Origin of the sequence: Pseudomonas sp. NFPP07 (genome assembly GCF_900115645.1) — a bacterium.
Taxonomy (GTDB): Bacteria; Pseudomonadota; Gammaproteobacteria; order Pseudomonadales; family Pseudomonadaceae; genus Aquipseudomonas; species Aquipseudomonas chlororaphis.
Genome location: NZ_FOXG01000001.1, coordinates 487,006 through 500,900 on the forward strand (window position 1 = coordinate 487,006; position 13,895 = coordinate 500,900).

Here is a 13,895-nt window from a genome sequence, read left to right on the forward strand (position 1 = left end):
CCAGGTCCTGTTGTGAGCCAATCCCGCTTCAATCACGTCTTTCTCACCCAGCGCGTTTCGCTGCTGCGCACGCTGGAGCGGATGGTCAACAACCACAGCACCGCCGAGGACCTGCTGCAGGAAACCTACCTGCGGGTGACCCGGGCCCTGAGCGAACGGGCCATCGAGCACCTTGAACCCTTCGTCTTCCAGACCGCCCGCAACCTGGCGCTCGACCACCTGCGCGCGCGCCGCATCCAGGCCCGCACCCTGCTCGAAGACGTGCCGGTGGACGTGGTCGAAAGCGTGGCCGCGCCCCTGAGCAGCGCCGAGGATGCCGCCCATGCCGAACAGTTGCTGGAACGCCTGAACATGAGCCTTGCCCAACTCAGCCCGCGCCAACAGCGGATCTTCATCCTCAGCCGCCTGCACGGCCACAGCTACCTGGAAATCGCCGAGAAACTCGAGGTCTCCCAGAGCACGGTACAAAAGGAACTGAAGCTGATCATGGCCATCTGCATCGGCGTCGCCGAGCGCTTGAACGGTCATTGAGGCCCAGCCGGACGGGCGCCAGCCGCAGCCCTTTGCTACCCTTGACCGCCCTGCGCTCTCCATCTAAAAAACAGCCGTGCACAGACACAGCCGAGGAACACCCGTGACGGACATCCACCGCACCCAGCCGACCGCCCAGGACGAGGAAACATCCACCCCCTGCGCCGCGGATCAAGCCATGGACCAGGCCCTGGACTGGCTGATCCTGCTGGAGAACCCGAGCCCCGAGCAGACCCGGCAATTCCACGACTGGTTGAACGCCTCGCCCCTGCACAGCGCAGCCTTCGACAAGGCCCAAGCGATCTGGAACGGCCCGCAGGTGGTGCGCTGCGCGCAAAACCTGGACACGCAAAAAACCAAGCTCAGCCTGCTGTCGCGCCTGCGTCCGCACTGGCGCCCCCTGGCGACCGCGGCGGTGCTGATCCTCGGTTTGTTCAGTTTCAGCAACCTGCCCCTGCGCCTGCAGGCCGATCACCTGACCGTGGTCGGCGAGCGCCAGCGCCTGCAACTGGAGGACGGCTCGAAAGTCTTGCTCAATACCAATTCGGCCTTCTCCAGCAACATCGACGAGCGCCAGCGCGTGGCCCGCCTGTACCAGGGCGAAGCCTTCTTCGAGATCCCCGCCAGCCGCGGCCAGCCGCTGGAACTCGACGCCGGCCCGGTACGCGCCAGCGTGCGCGACACCGCCTTCGCCGTGCGTTACCTGGACGGCGTGGCCCAGGTGCGGGTGCAGCGCGGCGATGTCGATCTGCGCGCCACCCACGACGATGCCCGGGTGCGCCTGTCGGCCGGCGAAAGCATCCGCATCGGCCCCAACGGTTTCGACCGCCCGGCCAAGCTCGACCTCGACAAGGACCTGGCCTGGGTCCAGGGCCGGCTGGTGTTCGAGAACTGCCCGCTGAACCAGGTGCTGGCCGAATTGCGTCGGTATTACCCGGGCTGGATCGTCAACAACAACGAGCGCCTGGCCGATGTCGCGGTCACCGGCAATTACCGCCTCGACCAGCCGCTGGACGTGGTGCGTTCCCTGGCTCACATCACCTCGGCGCGCCTGCAGGAATTCCCGGCGCTGGTCATCCTCAACTAAAGCGCATTTATTTTTACGCGATCGCTGTCGGTCGTTCGTCTCGTTATAGCCAATGCAATTGATTCGCATTAATCATGCGAATCAGCACCTATAAAGATTCGTGCGACACGGAGCGCTATCGATGTCCTCTCGCCTCAACAGCCGGTCCTCTTCATCCTCCCGCCAGGCCCGCCTGCAGAACTGCACGCTGTCCCTGCTGACCGCCGCCATCCTGCTGGCCGGGGCCGCGCCAGTCATGGCCGCCACCGCTGGGGCCAAGGCCCTGCCAGCGCGCAACATGGGCGACTACAGCTTCGCCATCGACCAGCAGCCGCTGGTGTCGGCGCTAAACGCCTTTACCGCCGTCACCGGCTGGCAGGTCGGCCTGCCGGCGGAACTGGGCGAAGGCATCGCTTCCCCGGGCGTGCGCGGTTCGCTGCCACCGGAAAAAGCCCTGGACCGCCTGCTGATGGGCACCAACCTGAGCTACCGCAAGCTGGGCGCCAACAACATCGTCCTGGAAAAACGCGCCAGCGGCGGTGCCCTGAACCTGCAACAGGTGACCATCAGCGCCACGCGCCAGGAACAGGAGGTCAGCAGCGTGCCCAGCACCGTGACCGTGCATGACCGCCAGGACCTGGACCGCAACAACGTCAACACCATCAAGGACCTGGTGCGCTACGAGCCGGGCGTTTCGGTCGGCGGCGCCGGCCAGCGCGGCGGCGGCATCAGCGGCTACAACATCCGCGGCATCGACGGCGACCGCATCCTGACCCAGGTCGACGGCGTGGAGATTCCCAACGGCTTCTTCAACGGCCCCTATGCCAAGACCCAGCGCAATTACGTCGACCCGGAAATCATCAAGCGCGTGGAGATCCTCCGTGGCCCGGCCTCGGTGCTGTACGGCAGCAACGCCATCGGCGGCGCGGTCAGCTACTTCACCCTCGACCCGGACGACATCATCAAGCCAGGCCAGGACGTCGGCGCCCGCCTGAAGACCGGCTACAGCTCGGCCGACGACAGCTGGCTGAAATCCGCCACCGTGGCTGGACGCAGTGGTCAGTTCGACGGCCTGCTGCACTTCAGCCAGCGCGACGGCCACGAAACCGACTCCTACGGCAGCCACAACGGCACCGGCCTGGCGCGCACCGCCGCCAACCCGGAAGACGTGCGCACCAGCAACGTGCTGGCCAAGGCCGGCTGGAACTATGCCGACGACTCGCGCCTGGGCCTGACCTACGAGAAGTACAAGGACGACCGCGACACCAACCAGAAGAGCGCCGTGGGCGGCCCGTTCAACGCCGGCCAGCCGCTGGGCATGTACCGCTCGCGCACCGGTAACGACACCATCACCCGCGAACGCTTCGGCCTGGACAACAACTTCGCCCTCGACAGCCTGCTGGCCGACCACGTGAAGTGGAGCCTGAACTACCAGATCGCCAAGACCGACCAGAGCACCCTGGAAAACTACTTCCCGTTCAGCCGCAACGTCATGCGCAGCCGCGAAACCCTCTACCAGGAAAAGCAGTGGGTCTTCGACGCCCAGGCCGACAAGGCCTTCGCCATCGGTGAAACCGAGCACCTGCTGACCTACGGCACCACGATCAAGCAGGAAAAGGTCACCGGCTCGCGCAGCGGCAGCGGCACCTGCCTGGCGGTCGGTCGCGGTTGCACGGCGGTCGGCGCCATCAGCCCGTCCGACGTGCTGAAGAAGTCCAGCGACTTCCCCGACCCGACCATCAACACCTACAGCCTGTTCGCCCAGGACCAGATCAGCTGGAACCAGTGGACCTTCCTGCCGGGCCTGCGCTACGACTACACCCAGCTCAAGCCGCATATCACCCAGGAGTTCCTCAACACCGTGGCCGCCGATGGCAATGGTGAGGTGAGCGACCAGAACAAGACCTGGCACCGGGTATCGCCCAAGTTCGGCCTGACCTACGCCCTGAGCGACCAGTACACCTGGTACGGCCAGTACGCCGAAGGTTTCCGTACCCCGACCGCCAAGGCGCTGTACGGCCGCTTCGAGAACACCACCACCGGTTACCGCGTGGCGCCGAACTCGAACCTCAAGCCGGAGAAAAGCCAGAGCTATGAAACCGGCCTGCGCGGCAACTTCGAGTCCGGCAACTTCGACGTGGCGGTGTTCTATAACAAGTACCGCGACTTCATCAACGAAGACGCGGTGACCCCGGGCTACGACGAACTGACGTTCCAGAGCAACAACATCAAGCACGCCACCATCAAGGGCGTGGAAGTCAAGGGCCGGCTCAACCTCGACGCCCTGGGCGCGCCGCAGGGCCTGTACACCCAGGGTTCGGTGGCCTATGCCTACGGTCGCAACAACGACACCGGCGAACCCTTGAACGCGGTCAACCCGCTGACCGGCGTGTTCGGCCTGGGCTACGACCAGGATAACTACGGCGCCCTGCTCAGCTGGACCCTGGTGAAAAAGAAAGACCGCGTCGACAGCAGCAGCTTCAAGACCCCGGACGGCACCAGCAGCCAGTTCAAGACCCCGGGCTACGGCGTGCTCGACCTGACCGGCTTCTACAAGGTCAGCGACGACGTCACCGTCAGCGCCGGCATCTACAACCTGGCCGACAAGAAGTACTGGCTGTGGGATGACGTGCGCGGCTACGACAGCGTCGGCGAAGCCGCCGTGCTCAGCCCGGCCAACCTCGACCGCCTGACCCAGCCGGGTCGCAACTTCGCGGTCAACCTGATCTGGGACATCTGATCCGGTCTGCCTCACTGCGCTTTTCGATGGGGCGCAGTGAGGATTTTTTACTGTGCCGCGTCTTCTTGTTCGTCTAGTTAGCAAGTGCTTCTCATTTCAAGCCGCTCTCGTTTTCAGTAGCTCTCATTTCCATTGACCAAGGACATCGTCATGACCACCCAGGATTCCCCACAGCGCCCGAGCCTGCGCTCCCAGCGCCTGAACCAGATCACCCACGAACCCCATGCCAGGCTCGACGCCCTGGTCAAGGCCCACGCGCCGTTCGAAAGCGCCAGCAGCTTCGCCCGTTTCGTCGTCGCCCAGTACCTGTTCCAGTCCGAACTGGTCGCCCTGTACAACGACCCGGCGCTGATCGCCATCGTCCCGGACCTGGCAGAACGTTGCCGCGCCGAAGCGGCCAAGGCCGACCTGGCGGACCTGGACACCGAAGTCCCGGCCCCGGTGGCGGGCGCGGTGCAGAACCCGAGCAAGGCCGAAGCCCTGGGCTGGTTGTTCGTCTCCGAGGGCTCCAAGCTCGGCGCGGCGTTCCTGATCAAGCGCGCGGTGGGCCTGGGCCTCGGCGAAACCTTCGGTGCCCGGCACCTGGGCGAGCCGGCCGGCGGTCGCGCCGAAGGCTGGAAAACCTTCACCCGCATCCTCGACGGCCTGGCATTCAGCGCAGAAGAAGAAGCCGCGGCGGAAAAAGGCGCGCTGGATGCCTTCAACCGCTTTACCGTGCTGCTGGAAAAGGCCTACGACACGGCGCCTGAACTGGCCTGATTTTTTCGCCGGCACCCTCGTTCCTGTATTGAAGGCGTAGACTCACGCCCGCTGCAGGAACGAACCCGCTGGCGTCAGCCGTTATTCCCACCCCTTGTGGATTGAGCCCCATGCTCGTCACCTCATCATCGAACCCATGACCGGCACAACCCGATCCCCGTCCAAGGCCTCCCGCCTGTTCTTCGGCTGCCTGGCTTACATCAGCCTGGCCATCGGCCTGATCGCCATCGTCGTCCCCGGCCTGCCGACCACCGAGTTCGTGCTCCTCGCCGCCTGGGCCGCGACCAAGAGCTCGCCACGCCTGAGCGCCTGGATGGAAAACCATCGCCTGTTCGGCCCCATCCTGAGCAACTGGCGCAACGGCCGGATCGTCAGCCGCCGGGCCAAGGTCAGCGCCACTGTCAGCATGTTGCTGTGCGCCGGCCTGATGCTGAGCCTGCTCAACCATCACTGGACCCTGTACCTGGCGCTGGCCGGCATGGGCCTGGGTAACCTGTGGATCTGGTCGCGCCCGGAGGCTCTGGCCCAGGCCTCTTGATTCCTCGGCAAGAGCAGCCGGTCGATGTTCGGCTGCTCGCGACATGCCCTCCAGCGAAATCTCCCTCCTCCTTGTTTATGTCAAACACATGACCGCTCGTCGGCTTTTTCTCAGACAAATGCCGCCCAAGCCGATGTTCCGGGCATGGCGCTGAATGGACTTGGCGACCGGAGTCATCCGACTCACCGCTCCCCCCTATCCATTCGCGAGATCGCCCCATGTTCGACTCTCTGTCCATTCGCCTGAAAATCGTGCTGTTGTCCGGACTCTGCCTGCTCGGCGTCGTGGGCCTGATCGTCGGGATGAACATCTACCAGACCAACCAGAACGATCAGTTGGTCAGCAGCTCCAGCTCGCGAATGCTCACCGACAGCGTGCAGAACCTGCTGCAGGCCCGGGCTGCGGAGCAGGCGGTGCGGGTACAGAAAACCTTTGGCGAGAGCCTGCTGGTGATCACCACCCTGGCCGACCAGATCAACGACCTGCGGGCCATGGCCGGCAAGCGTTCGCTGGACGCCGCGGCGCTGCGTGAAGAGCTCAACCACAGCCTGAAAACCGCCTTCGAACGCAACACCAAGGTGCTGGGCATCTGGCTCGCCTACGAGCCCAACGCCCTCGACGGCAAGGACAGCGAGTTCGCCAACGACGCCGGCCACGCCTCCAACGAAGCCGGGCGCTTCGCCAGTTACTGGAGCCGTGCCGGCGGCACCGGGCTGAACACGGTGATGGTCGAAGAGGACATGAACAAGACCACCCTGAGCGTCAGCGGCACCCCCTATAACAGCTGGTACACCTGCCCGCGCGACAGCAAGCGCACCTGTCTGCTCGACCCGTACGCCGACACCGTGGGCGGCAAGCTGATGCTGATGACCACCATTTCCCTGCCGCTGATTGTCGACGGCAAAGTCATAGGCGTGGTCGGCGTGGACATCGCCCTGGATGCCCTGCAGGCCGCGGCCGCCGAATCCCAGCGAGGGCTGTTCGACGGTGCCGGGCACATGCTGATCGTCGCCGGCAGCGGCATCCTCGCCGCCTACAGCAACGATGCGGCCAAGGTCGGCAAGGGCATCGCCGATACCCTCGGCGCCGAAGGCAGGGATGTGCTGCAACTGCTGGCCGGCACTACCCCGAAAATCCTCAAGCAGGGCGATCTGATCCGCGCCGTGTACCCGGTCAGCCCGATCGCCGACGCCCGGCCCTGGGGCGTGGTGATCGACCTGCCGGAGCAAGTGCTGCTGGCCGACACCGTGAAACTCCAGGGCGTGCTCGACGACGCCCAGGCCCAGGGCACCCTGGTGTCGCTGCTGGTGGCGGCGGTCGCCGGCGTGATCGGGCTGCTGCTGATCTGGCTGACCGCCTCCGGCGTGACCCGGCCGATCAACAGCGTGGCGCAGATGCTCAAGGAAATCGCCAGCGGCGACGGCGACCTGACCCAGCGCCTGAAGTACGGCAAGCAAGACGAACTGGGCGAGCTGGTGGGCTGGTTCAACCGCTTCCTCGACAAGCTGCAACCGACCATCGCGCAGATCAAGCAGAGCATCACCGACGCCCGCGGCACCGCCGACCAGTCCTCGGAGATCGCCCGCCAGACCAGCGAAGGCATGCAGGTGCAGTTCCGCGAAATCGACCAGGTGGCCACCGCCTCCAACGAAATGAGCGCCACCGCCCACGACGTCGCCAACAGTGCCTCGAACGCCGCCAACGCCGCCCGTGGCGCCGACCAGTCGGCCAGGGATGGCATGACCATCATCGAACGCAGCACCCGCGACATCAGCACCCTGGCCGAGGAGGTGAGCAAGGCGGTGGTCGAGGTCGAGGCCCTGGCGGTCAACAGCGAACAGATCGGCTCGGTGCTGGAAGTGATCCGCAGCATTGCCGAACAGACCAACCTGCTGGCCCTCAACGCCGCCATCGAAGCGGCGCGCGCCGGGGAAAGCGGCCGCGGCTTTGCCGTGGTCGCCGACGAGGTGCGCAACCTGGCCAAGCGCACCCAGGACTCGGTGGAAGAGATCCGCCTGGTGATCGAGCGCATCCAGAGCGGCACCCGGGGCGTGGTGGCGACCATGCATTCGAGCCAGGCCCAGGCCCAGAGCAACGCCGGGCAGATCCAGCAAGCGGTGCAGGCCCTGGGCAAGATCAGCGACGCGGTCACGGTGATCAGCGACATGAACCTGCAGATCGCCAGTGCCGCCGAACAGCAGAGCGCAGTGGCCGAAGAGGTCAACCGCAACGTCTCGGCGATCCGCAGCGTGACCGAATCCCTCACCGAACAGGCCACCGAATCGGCCCAGGTCAGCAGCCAGCTCAACGCCCTGACCACCCAGCAGATGAAGCTGATGGACCAGTTCCGCGTTTGACCTTGCCCCTGTAGGAGCGAGCGTGCTCGCGATGCACCAGAGAGCGCCGCGTTGAGCCAGTGATCAGGCGTGATCGTTGACGAGCATCGCGAGCACGCTCGCTCCTACAGGTAGGTCTTGCGCCGTTACGGGACTGCGGCGCTTCACACTTTTGATCTATGCTGCCCCCTCTCTTGCGGAGGGCCTGCAATGACCGATGTGCTGTCGTCTGTTCAAGCCGCGCTAGGCTTGCCTCTTACCCCGATTGCCATGACCTCGAGCGGCGCCCTGCCCTCGGCCTTCGCCGTGACCGAACTGGCCAGCGCCAGCATCGCCGCGGCCGGCCAGGCGGCGGCCGAGCTGCTGCTCAGCCAGACCGGACGCCTGCCCGCCCTGAGCGTCGACCGGCGCCTGGCCTCCTTCTGGTTCGCCACTTCCCTGCGTCCGCTGGGCTGGAGCGTGCCGCCGCTGTGGGACCCGGTCGCCGGCGACTACGCCACCCAGGACGGCTGGATTCGCCTGCACACCAACGCGCCGCATCATCGGCGGGCGGCCGAACAGGTGCTCGGCCGGGTCGCGGATCGTCCGGCCATGGCCGCCAAGGTCGCGCAGTGGAACAAGAGCGACCTGGAGCAGGCGGTGGTCGAGGCAGGTGGCTGCGCCGCCGAAATGCGCAGCTGGGCCGAGTGGCAAGCCCACGCCCAGGGGCAGGCCGTGAATGCCGAGCCCCTGGTGCATTACCAGACCCGCAACGCCAGCGCCGCCCAGCCCTGGCGCGGATCGTCGGTCCGGCCCCTGGCCGGGATCAAGGTGCTGGACCTGACCCGAGTGCTGGCCGGGCCCATCGCCAGCCGTTTTCTCGCCGGGCTGGGCGCCGAGGTATTGCGCATCGACCCGCCGGACTGGAACGAACCCGGCGTGGTCCCTGAAGTCACCCTGGGCAAACGCTGCGCCCGGCTGAACCTGCACGACGCCGCCGATCGCCAGGTCTTCGAAGGCCTGTTGGGGGAAGCCGATCTGCTGCTGCACGGCTACCGCGCCGATGCCCTGGAACGCCTCGGCTACGGGGCCGCCGAACGCCAGCGCTTCGCCCCGGGGCTGATCGATGTGCGCCTGAACGCCTATGGCTGGAGCGGCCCCTGGCAGAACCGCCGCGGCTTCGACAGCCTGGTGCAGATGAGCAGCGGCATTGCCGAGGCCGGCCAGCGCTGGCAGCAGGCCGATAAACCGGTACCGCTGCCGGTGCAGGCCCTGGACCATGCCACCGGCTACCTGATGGCCGCCGCCGCGATCCGCGCCCTGACCGAACGACTGCAAACCGGGGCCGCCGCAGGCGCACGGCTGTCACTGGCGCGGACCGCCAAGCTGTTGATCGAGCACTCCAATGGCAGCGCCGAGCCCGCCTTGCGCGGCGAGGACCAGGACGATCAGGGCCTGCTGGTAGAGCAGACACCCTGGGGCCCGGCCCATCGCCTGCAAGTGCCCTTGCAGATCAGCGGCACGCCCCTGCAATGGACGCACCCCGCCAGCGACCTGGGCGCCCATCGCCCGAAATGGTAAGCCCGTAACGCGTAACCCTGTAGCCGCTGCCGAGCAACGCGAGGCTGCGATTGGCCGCAAAGCGGACGTCAATCAGGCCGCGCGTTACGTCATTCATATCGCGTGCGCAGGGTTGGCGAGGACTGCGTCCTCGAGCGCAGCCTCGCGGGCTCGGCAGCGGCTACAGAAACGGCGATCAGGGGGCTACAACACCGTCCACAGGTGCTGCGCCGCGTAGCCGCGCCATGGCCGCCAGGCCTCGGCGCGGGCCAGCAACTGGCTGGCGCTGACCGGTCCGCCTTCGAGCGCCGCCAGGGCATTGAGCAGGCCCACGTCCGCCGCGGGAAAGGCGTCCGCTTCGCGAAATTGGCGCAGGGCCACGTAATGCGCGGTCCAGTCGCCGACACCCCACAGCGCCCGCAAGGCCGACAGGCTGTGTTCGAGGCTGGCCTTGGGGGCAAACAGCTGCGGATCGTCGAGCAGCGCCTGCGCCACGCCGGACAGGGTTCGGCCCCGACTGCGCGGCATGCCCAGGCTCGCCAGATCGGCGCCCGCCATCCGCCCCGGTTCGGGGAACACATGGCTCAACCCCGCTGGCGCCTCCTCGCAGCTCAATGGCTGGCCATACTGCGCCACCAGCTTGCCCGCCAGGCGGATGGCCGCCACCACCGTGATCTGCTGCCCCAGCACCGCTCGCACCGCCAGCTCGAAACCGTCCCAGGCACCGGGTACGCGCAGCCCCGGCCGCGAGGCGATCAAACGGGCCATCAACGGGTCGGCGGACAGTTGCCGGTGGATCGGCGCCAGATCGGTGTCCAGGTCCAGCAGGCGGCGGATGCGCGCAACGATCCGCGCGTGGGCCTGCGGGTCGGGAAAGTGCAGGGTCAGCGCCAGCGCATCGCTGTCGCCCGGGCTCACACTGAACCAGCCGTGTACGCCATCGAGGCTGATGCTGCGCGAGTAGCGGTCGCCACTGACGGTCTCCAGCCCCTCGATGGCCCGCACCCGGAGAAAGGCCAGCATCGCCGGCCAGTCATAGGGCGGCTGGTAAACCAGCCTCACAGCGACAGCACACCGCTGTACAGGCCATAGGCGGCCAGGGTGGCCCCGGCGACCACGCAAGCGAAAATGCCCTTCTCGATGCCGGTGAACAACGGCTCGCCCTGCTCGCGCTTGGCCTTGGCGAACAGGATCACCCCGGGGGCATACAGCAGGGCCGACAGCAGCAGGTATTTGACCCCACCGGCGTACAACAGCCAGACCGCGTAACACAGGGCCACGCCACCGATGCACAGGTCTTTCATGCGCTCGGCCGAGGCCTGCTCGTAGGTTTCGCCACGGCCGCTGAGCAACACCGCATAGGCCGCCGACCACAGGTAAGGCACCAGGATCATCGACGAGGCGAGGTAGATCAGGCTGGTGTAGGTCCCGGCGGAGAACAGGGTAATCAGCAGGAACACCTGGATCATGCTGTTGGTCAGCCACAGGGCGTTGACCGGCACATGGTTGGCGTTTTCCTTTTTCAGGAAGGCCGGCATGGTCCGGTCGCGGGCCGTGGCGAACAGGATCTCGGCACACAGCAGCGCCCACGACAGCAAGGCACCGAGCAGGGAAACCGCCAGGCCGATGCTGATCAGCAACGCGCCCCAGGGACCGACGATGTGTTCCAGCACCGCCGCCAGCGACGGGTTCTGCAAGGTCGCCAGTTCCGGCTGGCTCATGATCCCCAGGGACAGCACGTTGACCAGCACCAGCAGGGCCAGCACGCCGATAAAGCCGATCACCGTGGCCCGGCCGACGTCCGCACGCTTCTCGGCCCGGGCCGAATAGACGCTGGCGCCTTCGATGCCGATGAACACGAAGACCGTGACCAGCATCATGTTGCGCACCTGGTCCATCACCCCGCCGAAGTTCGGGTTGCCACGGCCCCAGATGTCGCGGGTGAAGATGTCCGCCTTGAACGCTACCGCGGCAATCACGATGAACATCACCAGCGGCACGATCTTGGCCACGGTGGTCAGCAGGTTGATGAAGGCCGCTTCCTTGATCCCGCGCAGCACCAGAAAGTGCACCGCCCACAGCAGGACCGAGGCACAGGCGATGGCCACCGGGGTGTTGCCCTGGCCAAACACCGGGAAGAAATAACCCAGGGTGCTGAACAGCAGCACGAAGTAGCCGACGTTGCCCAGCCAGGCACTGATCCAGTAGCCCCAGGCAGACGAAAAGCCCATGTAGTCGCCAAACCCGGCCTTGGCGTAGGCGTACACCCCGGAGTCGAGTTCAGGCTTGCGGTTGGCCAGGGTCTGGAACACGAAGGCCAGGGTCAGCATGCCCACGGCGGTGATCGCCCAACCGATAAGGATCGCCCCGGCGTCGGCCCGGGCCGCCATGTTCTGCGGCAAGGAAAAGATCCCGCCGCCAATCATCGACCCCACCACCAGGGCGATCAGGGCGCCGAGTCGCAGTTTTTGTGTGGTTTGTGGCATGCCTACCTCTGCGTCCGGTCCAATTGTCCGACAACAAACTATATGAAATTAGTTAACTTCCACAGATTGGAAACGGACTAAAAGAGTCAATTATTGATCTTTTGTGGAGCCATCGACATGACGAGGATCAGAACATATTGAATAGTCGGGTTTTTATTATGGATAAAACCCAAATGCCATCAGCGCGCCGGTCAGCCTTATAACTTTTTAATGAGTTGCGCATTCTGGAAAGCGGACTAGTTTCAATCTGGCGCCAATGAGAAGACCTTTCATCTGGAACCCGAGGCCTTATGGAATGGCGCTTTCAGGCTTCCCACCGGTTTCCGCAAAGACAGCTTAAGTCGTTCATTCACAATGGAATGTAGCAATGACCTGATCTAAATCAGCTGTTCGGATTTCTCGCAGATTTACTCTGACGTCTCTCTTCTCCTGCAATGGAGTCACGCAATGTCTGACACTCCCGGAAAACTACGGCTTGGTGCGTTAGTCGCCTTGGTAGTCGGCTCGATGATTGGCGGCGGGATCTTTTCCTTGCCACAAAACATGGCGGCAAGTGCCGATGTAGGCGCTGTTCTTATTGGCTGGGCTATTACCGCTGTAGGTATGTTGACACTGGCTTTCGTGTTCCAGACCCTGGCCAACCGCAAGCCTGATCTGGACGGTGGTGTCTACGCCTATGCCAAGGCCGGTTTCGGCGATTACATGGGCTTTTCTTCGGCCTGGGGCTACTGGATCAGCGCCTGGCTGGGCAACGTGGGGTACTTCGTACTCTTGTTCAGCACCCTGGGCTACTTCTTCCCGCTATTTGGGGAGGGGAATACTCCGGCCGCGGTGATCGGCGCCTCGCTGCTGCTGTGGGCCGTGCATTTCCTGGTGCTGCGCGGGATCAAGGAAGCGGCGTTCATCAACCTGGTGACCACGGTCGCCAAGGTGGTGCCGCTGCTGCTGTTCGTGCTGATCGCCCTGTTCGCCTTCAAGCTGGACATCTTCACCGCGGACATCTGGGGCGTGAAGAACCCTGACCTGGGCAGCGTGATGAACCAGGTGCGCAACATGATGCTGGTCACCGTGTGGGTGTTCATCGGCATCGAAGGCGCGAGCATCTTCTCCGCCCGCGCGGAAAAACGCTCGGACGTGGGCAAGGCCACCGTGATCGGCTTCATCACCGTGCTGCTGTTCCTGGTGCTGGTGAACGTGCTGTCGCTGGGCATCATGACCCAGCCGGAGCTGGCGAAACTGCAGAACCCGTCGATGGCGGCGGTGCTCGAGCATGTGGTCGGCCACTGGGGCGCGGTGCTGATCAGCGTCGGCCTGATCATCTCGCTGCTGGGGGCACTGCTGTCGTGGGTGCTGCTGTGCGCGGAGATCATGTTCGCCGCGGCCAAGGACCACACCATGCCGGAGTTTTTGCGCCGCGAGAACGCCAACCACGTACCGGTCAATGCCCTGTGGCTGACCAACGCCATGGTGCAGATCTTCCTGGTCATCACCCTGTTCTCGGCCAGTACCTACCTGTCGCTGATCTACCTCGCCACCTCGATGATCCTGGTGCCCTACCTGTGGTCGGCGGCCTATGCCGTGCTGCTGGCGGTGCGTGGCGAAACCTACGAAGCGGCCCTGGCCGAACGCAAGAAAGACCTGTTGATCGGCTCCATCGCCCTGCTCTACGCGATCTGGCTGCTGTACGCCGGCGGGGTCAAGTACCTGCTGCTCTCCGCCCTGCTCTACGCCCCCGGCGCGATCCTGTTCGCCAAGGCCAAGCGGGAGTTGGGCAAACCGATTTTCACCAACGTCGAGAAGCTGATTTTCGCCGCAGTAATCATAGGCGCCCTGTTGGCCGCCTACGGGCTCTACGACGGCTTCCTGACCCTGTAACCGCACGATTGTTTCTACCTCTGGA

10 protein-coding genes are annotated in these 13,895 nt (G+C 65.0%); 8 read left to right on the forward strand and 2 right to left on the reverse strand.

Annotated features, from left to right (window positions below):
• Nucleotides 1-12: 12 nt before the first annotated feature.
• The 7 genes from BM019_RS02325 to BM019_RS02355 all read left to right on the forward strand — a co-directional run bounded on the left by BM019_RS02325 (nt 13) and on the right by BM019_RS02355 (nt 9,530).
• Nucleotides 13-531: an RNA polymerase sigma factor gene (locus tag BM019_RS02325; RefSeq protein WP_009045237.1), complete on the forward strand. Its 519-nt coding sequence runs from the start codon at nt 13-15 to the stop codon at nt 529-531.
• A gap of 103 nt (nt 532-634) precedes the next feature.
• On the forward strand, nt 635-1,618 hold the full coding sequence (locus tag BM019_RS02330; protein ID WP_092417513.1) for a FecR family protein: 984 nt from the start codon (nt 635-637) through the stop codon (nt 1,616-1,618).
• Between the two features lie 121 nt (nt 1,619-1,739).
• Entirely contained in the window at nt 1,740-4,337 is a 2,598-nt protein-coding gene (locus BM019_RS02335; RefSeq protein WP_092417514.1) for a TonB-dependent receptor, read from the forward strand.
• A 150-nt stretch (nt 4,338-4,487) separates the two neighbouring features.
• Nucleotides 4,488-5,096 carry a biliverdin-producing heme oxygenase gene (locus tag BM019_RS02340; RefSeq protein ID WP_092417515.1) on the forward strand — a complete coding sequence of 203 codons (609 nt, stop codon included), beginning with the start codon at nt 4,488-4,490 and terminating at the stop codon, nt 5,094-5,096.
• A gap of 136 nt (nt 5,097-5,232) precedes the next feature.
• Nucleotides 5,233-5,634, forward strand: coding sequence for a YbaN family protein (locus tag BM019_RS02345; protein ID WP_007926296.1), 402 nt, complete (start codon nt 5,233-5,235; stop codon nt 5,632-5,634).
• A 218-nt stretch (nt 5,635-5,852) separates the two neighbouring features.
• Entirely contained in the window at nt 5,853-7,991 is a 2,139-nt protein-coding gene (locus tag BM019_RS02350; RefSeq protein ID WP_092417516.1) for a methyl-accepting chemotaxis protein, read from the forward strand.
• A gap of 189 nt (nt 7,992-8,180) precedes the next feature.
• Nucleotides 8,181-9,530 (forward strand): CoA transferase, encoded by a 1,350-nt coding sequence (locus tag BM019_RS02355; protein WP_092417517.1) that lies wholly within the window; start codon nt 8,181-8,183, stop codon nt 9,528-9,530.
• A 183-nt stretch (nt 9,531-9,713) separates the two neighbouring features.
• Here the strand turns inward: BM019_RS02355 and BM019_RS02360 are convergent, their stop codons facing one another.
• Entirely contained in the window at nt 9,714-10,571 is an 858-nt protein-coding gene (locus BM019_RS02360; protein ID WP_092417518.1) for a DNA-3-methyladenine glycosylase family protein, read from the reverse strand.
• A complete protein-coding gene (arcD, locus tag BM019_RS02365; RefSeq protein ID WP_009045244.1) occupies nt 10,568-11,995 on the reverse strand; it encodes an arginine-ornithine antiporter in 1,428 nt (475 codons plus the stop codon). Before arcD (BM019_RS02365) ends, BM019_RS02360 begins: the two co-directional genes overlap by 4 nt.
• Nucleotides 11,996-12,442: 447 nt before the next feature.
• Between arcD (BM019_RS02365) and arcD (BM019_RS02370) the strand changes: the two genes are divergently transcribed.
• A complete protein-coding gene (gene arcD / locus BM019_RS02370; RefSeq protein WP_062824889.1) occupies nt 12,443-13,870 on the forward strand; it encodes an arginine-ornithine antiporter in 1,428 nt (475 codons plus the stop codon).
• The last annotated feature ends 25 nt before the right edge of the window (nt 13,871-13,895 follow it).

Excerpts from the sequence above, each read along its gene's own strand:
- BM019_RS02335 (WP_092417514.1), top strand. The coding sequence starts at position 1,740 with ATGTCCTCTCGCCTCAACAGCCGGTCCTCTTCATCCTCCCGCCAGGCC.
- BM019_RS02340 (WP_092417515.1), top strand. The coding sequence starts at position 4,488 with ATGACCACCCAGGATTCCCCACAGCGCCCGAGCCTGCGCTCCCAGCGC.
- BM019_RS02345 (WP_007926296.1), top strand. The coding sequence starts at position 5,233 with ATGACCGGCACAACCCGATCCCCGTCCAAGGCCTCCCGCCTGTTCTTC.
- BM019_RS02350 (WP_092417516.1), top strand. The coding sequence starts at position 5,853 with ATGTTCGACTCTCTGTCCATTCGCCTGAAAATCGTGCTGTTGTCCGGA.
- BM019_RS02355 (WP_092417517.1), top strand. The coding sequence starts at position 8,181 with ATGACCGATGTGCTGTCGTCTGTTCAAGCCGCGCTAGGCTTGCCTCTT.
- arcD (WP_009045244.1), bottom strand. The coding sequence starts at position 11,995 with ATGCCACAAACCACACAAAAACTGCGACTCGGCGCCCTGATCGCCCTG.
- arcD (WP_062824889.1), top strand. The coding sequence starts at position 12,443 with ATGTCTGACACTCCCGGAAAACTACGGCTTGGTGCGTTAGTCGCCTTG.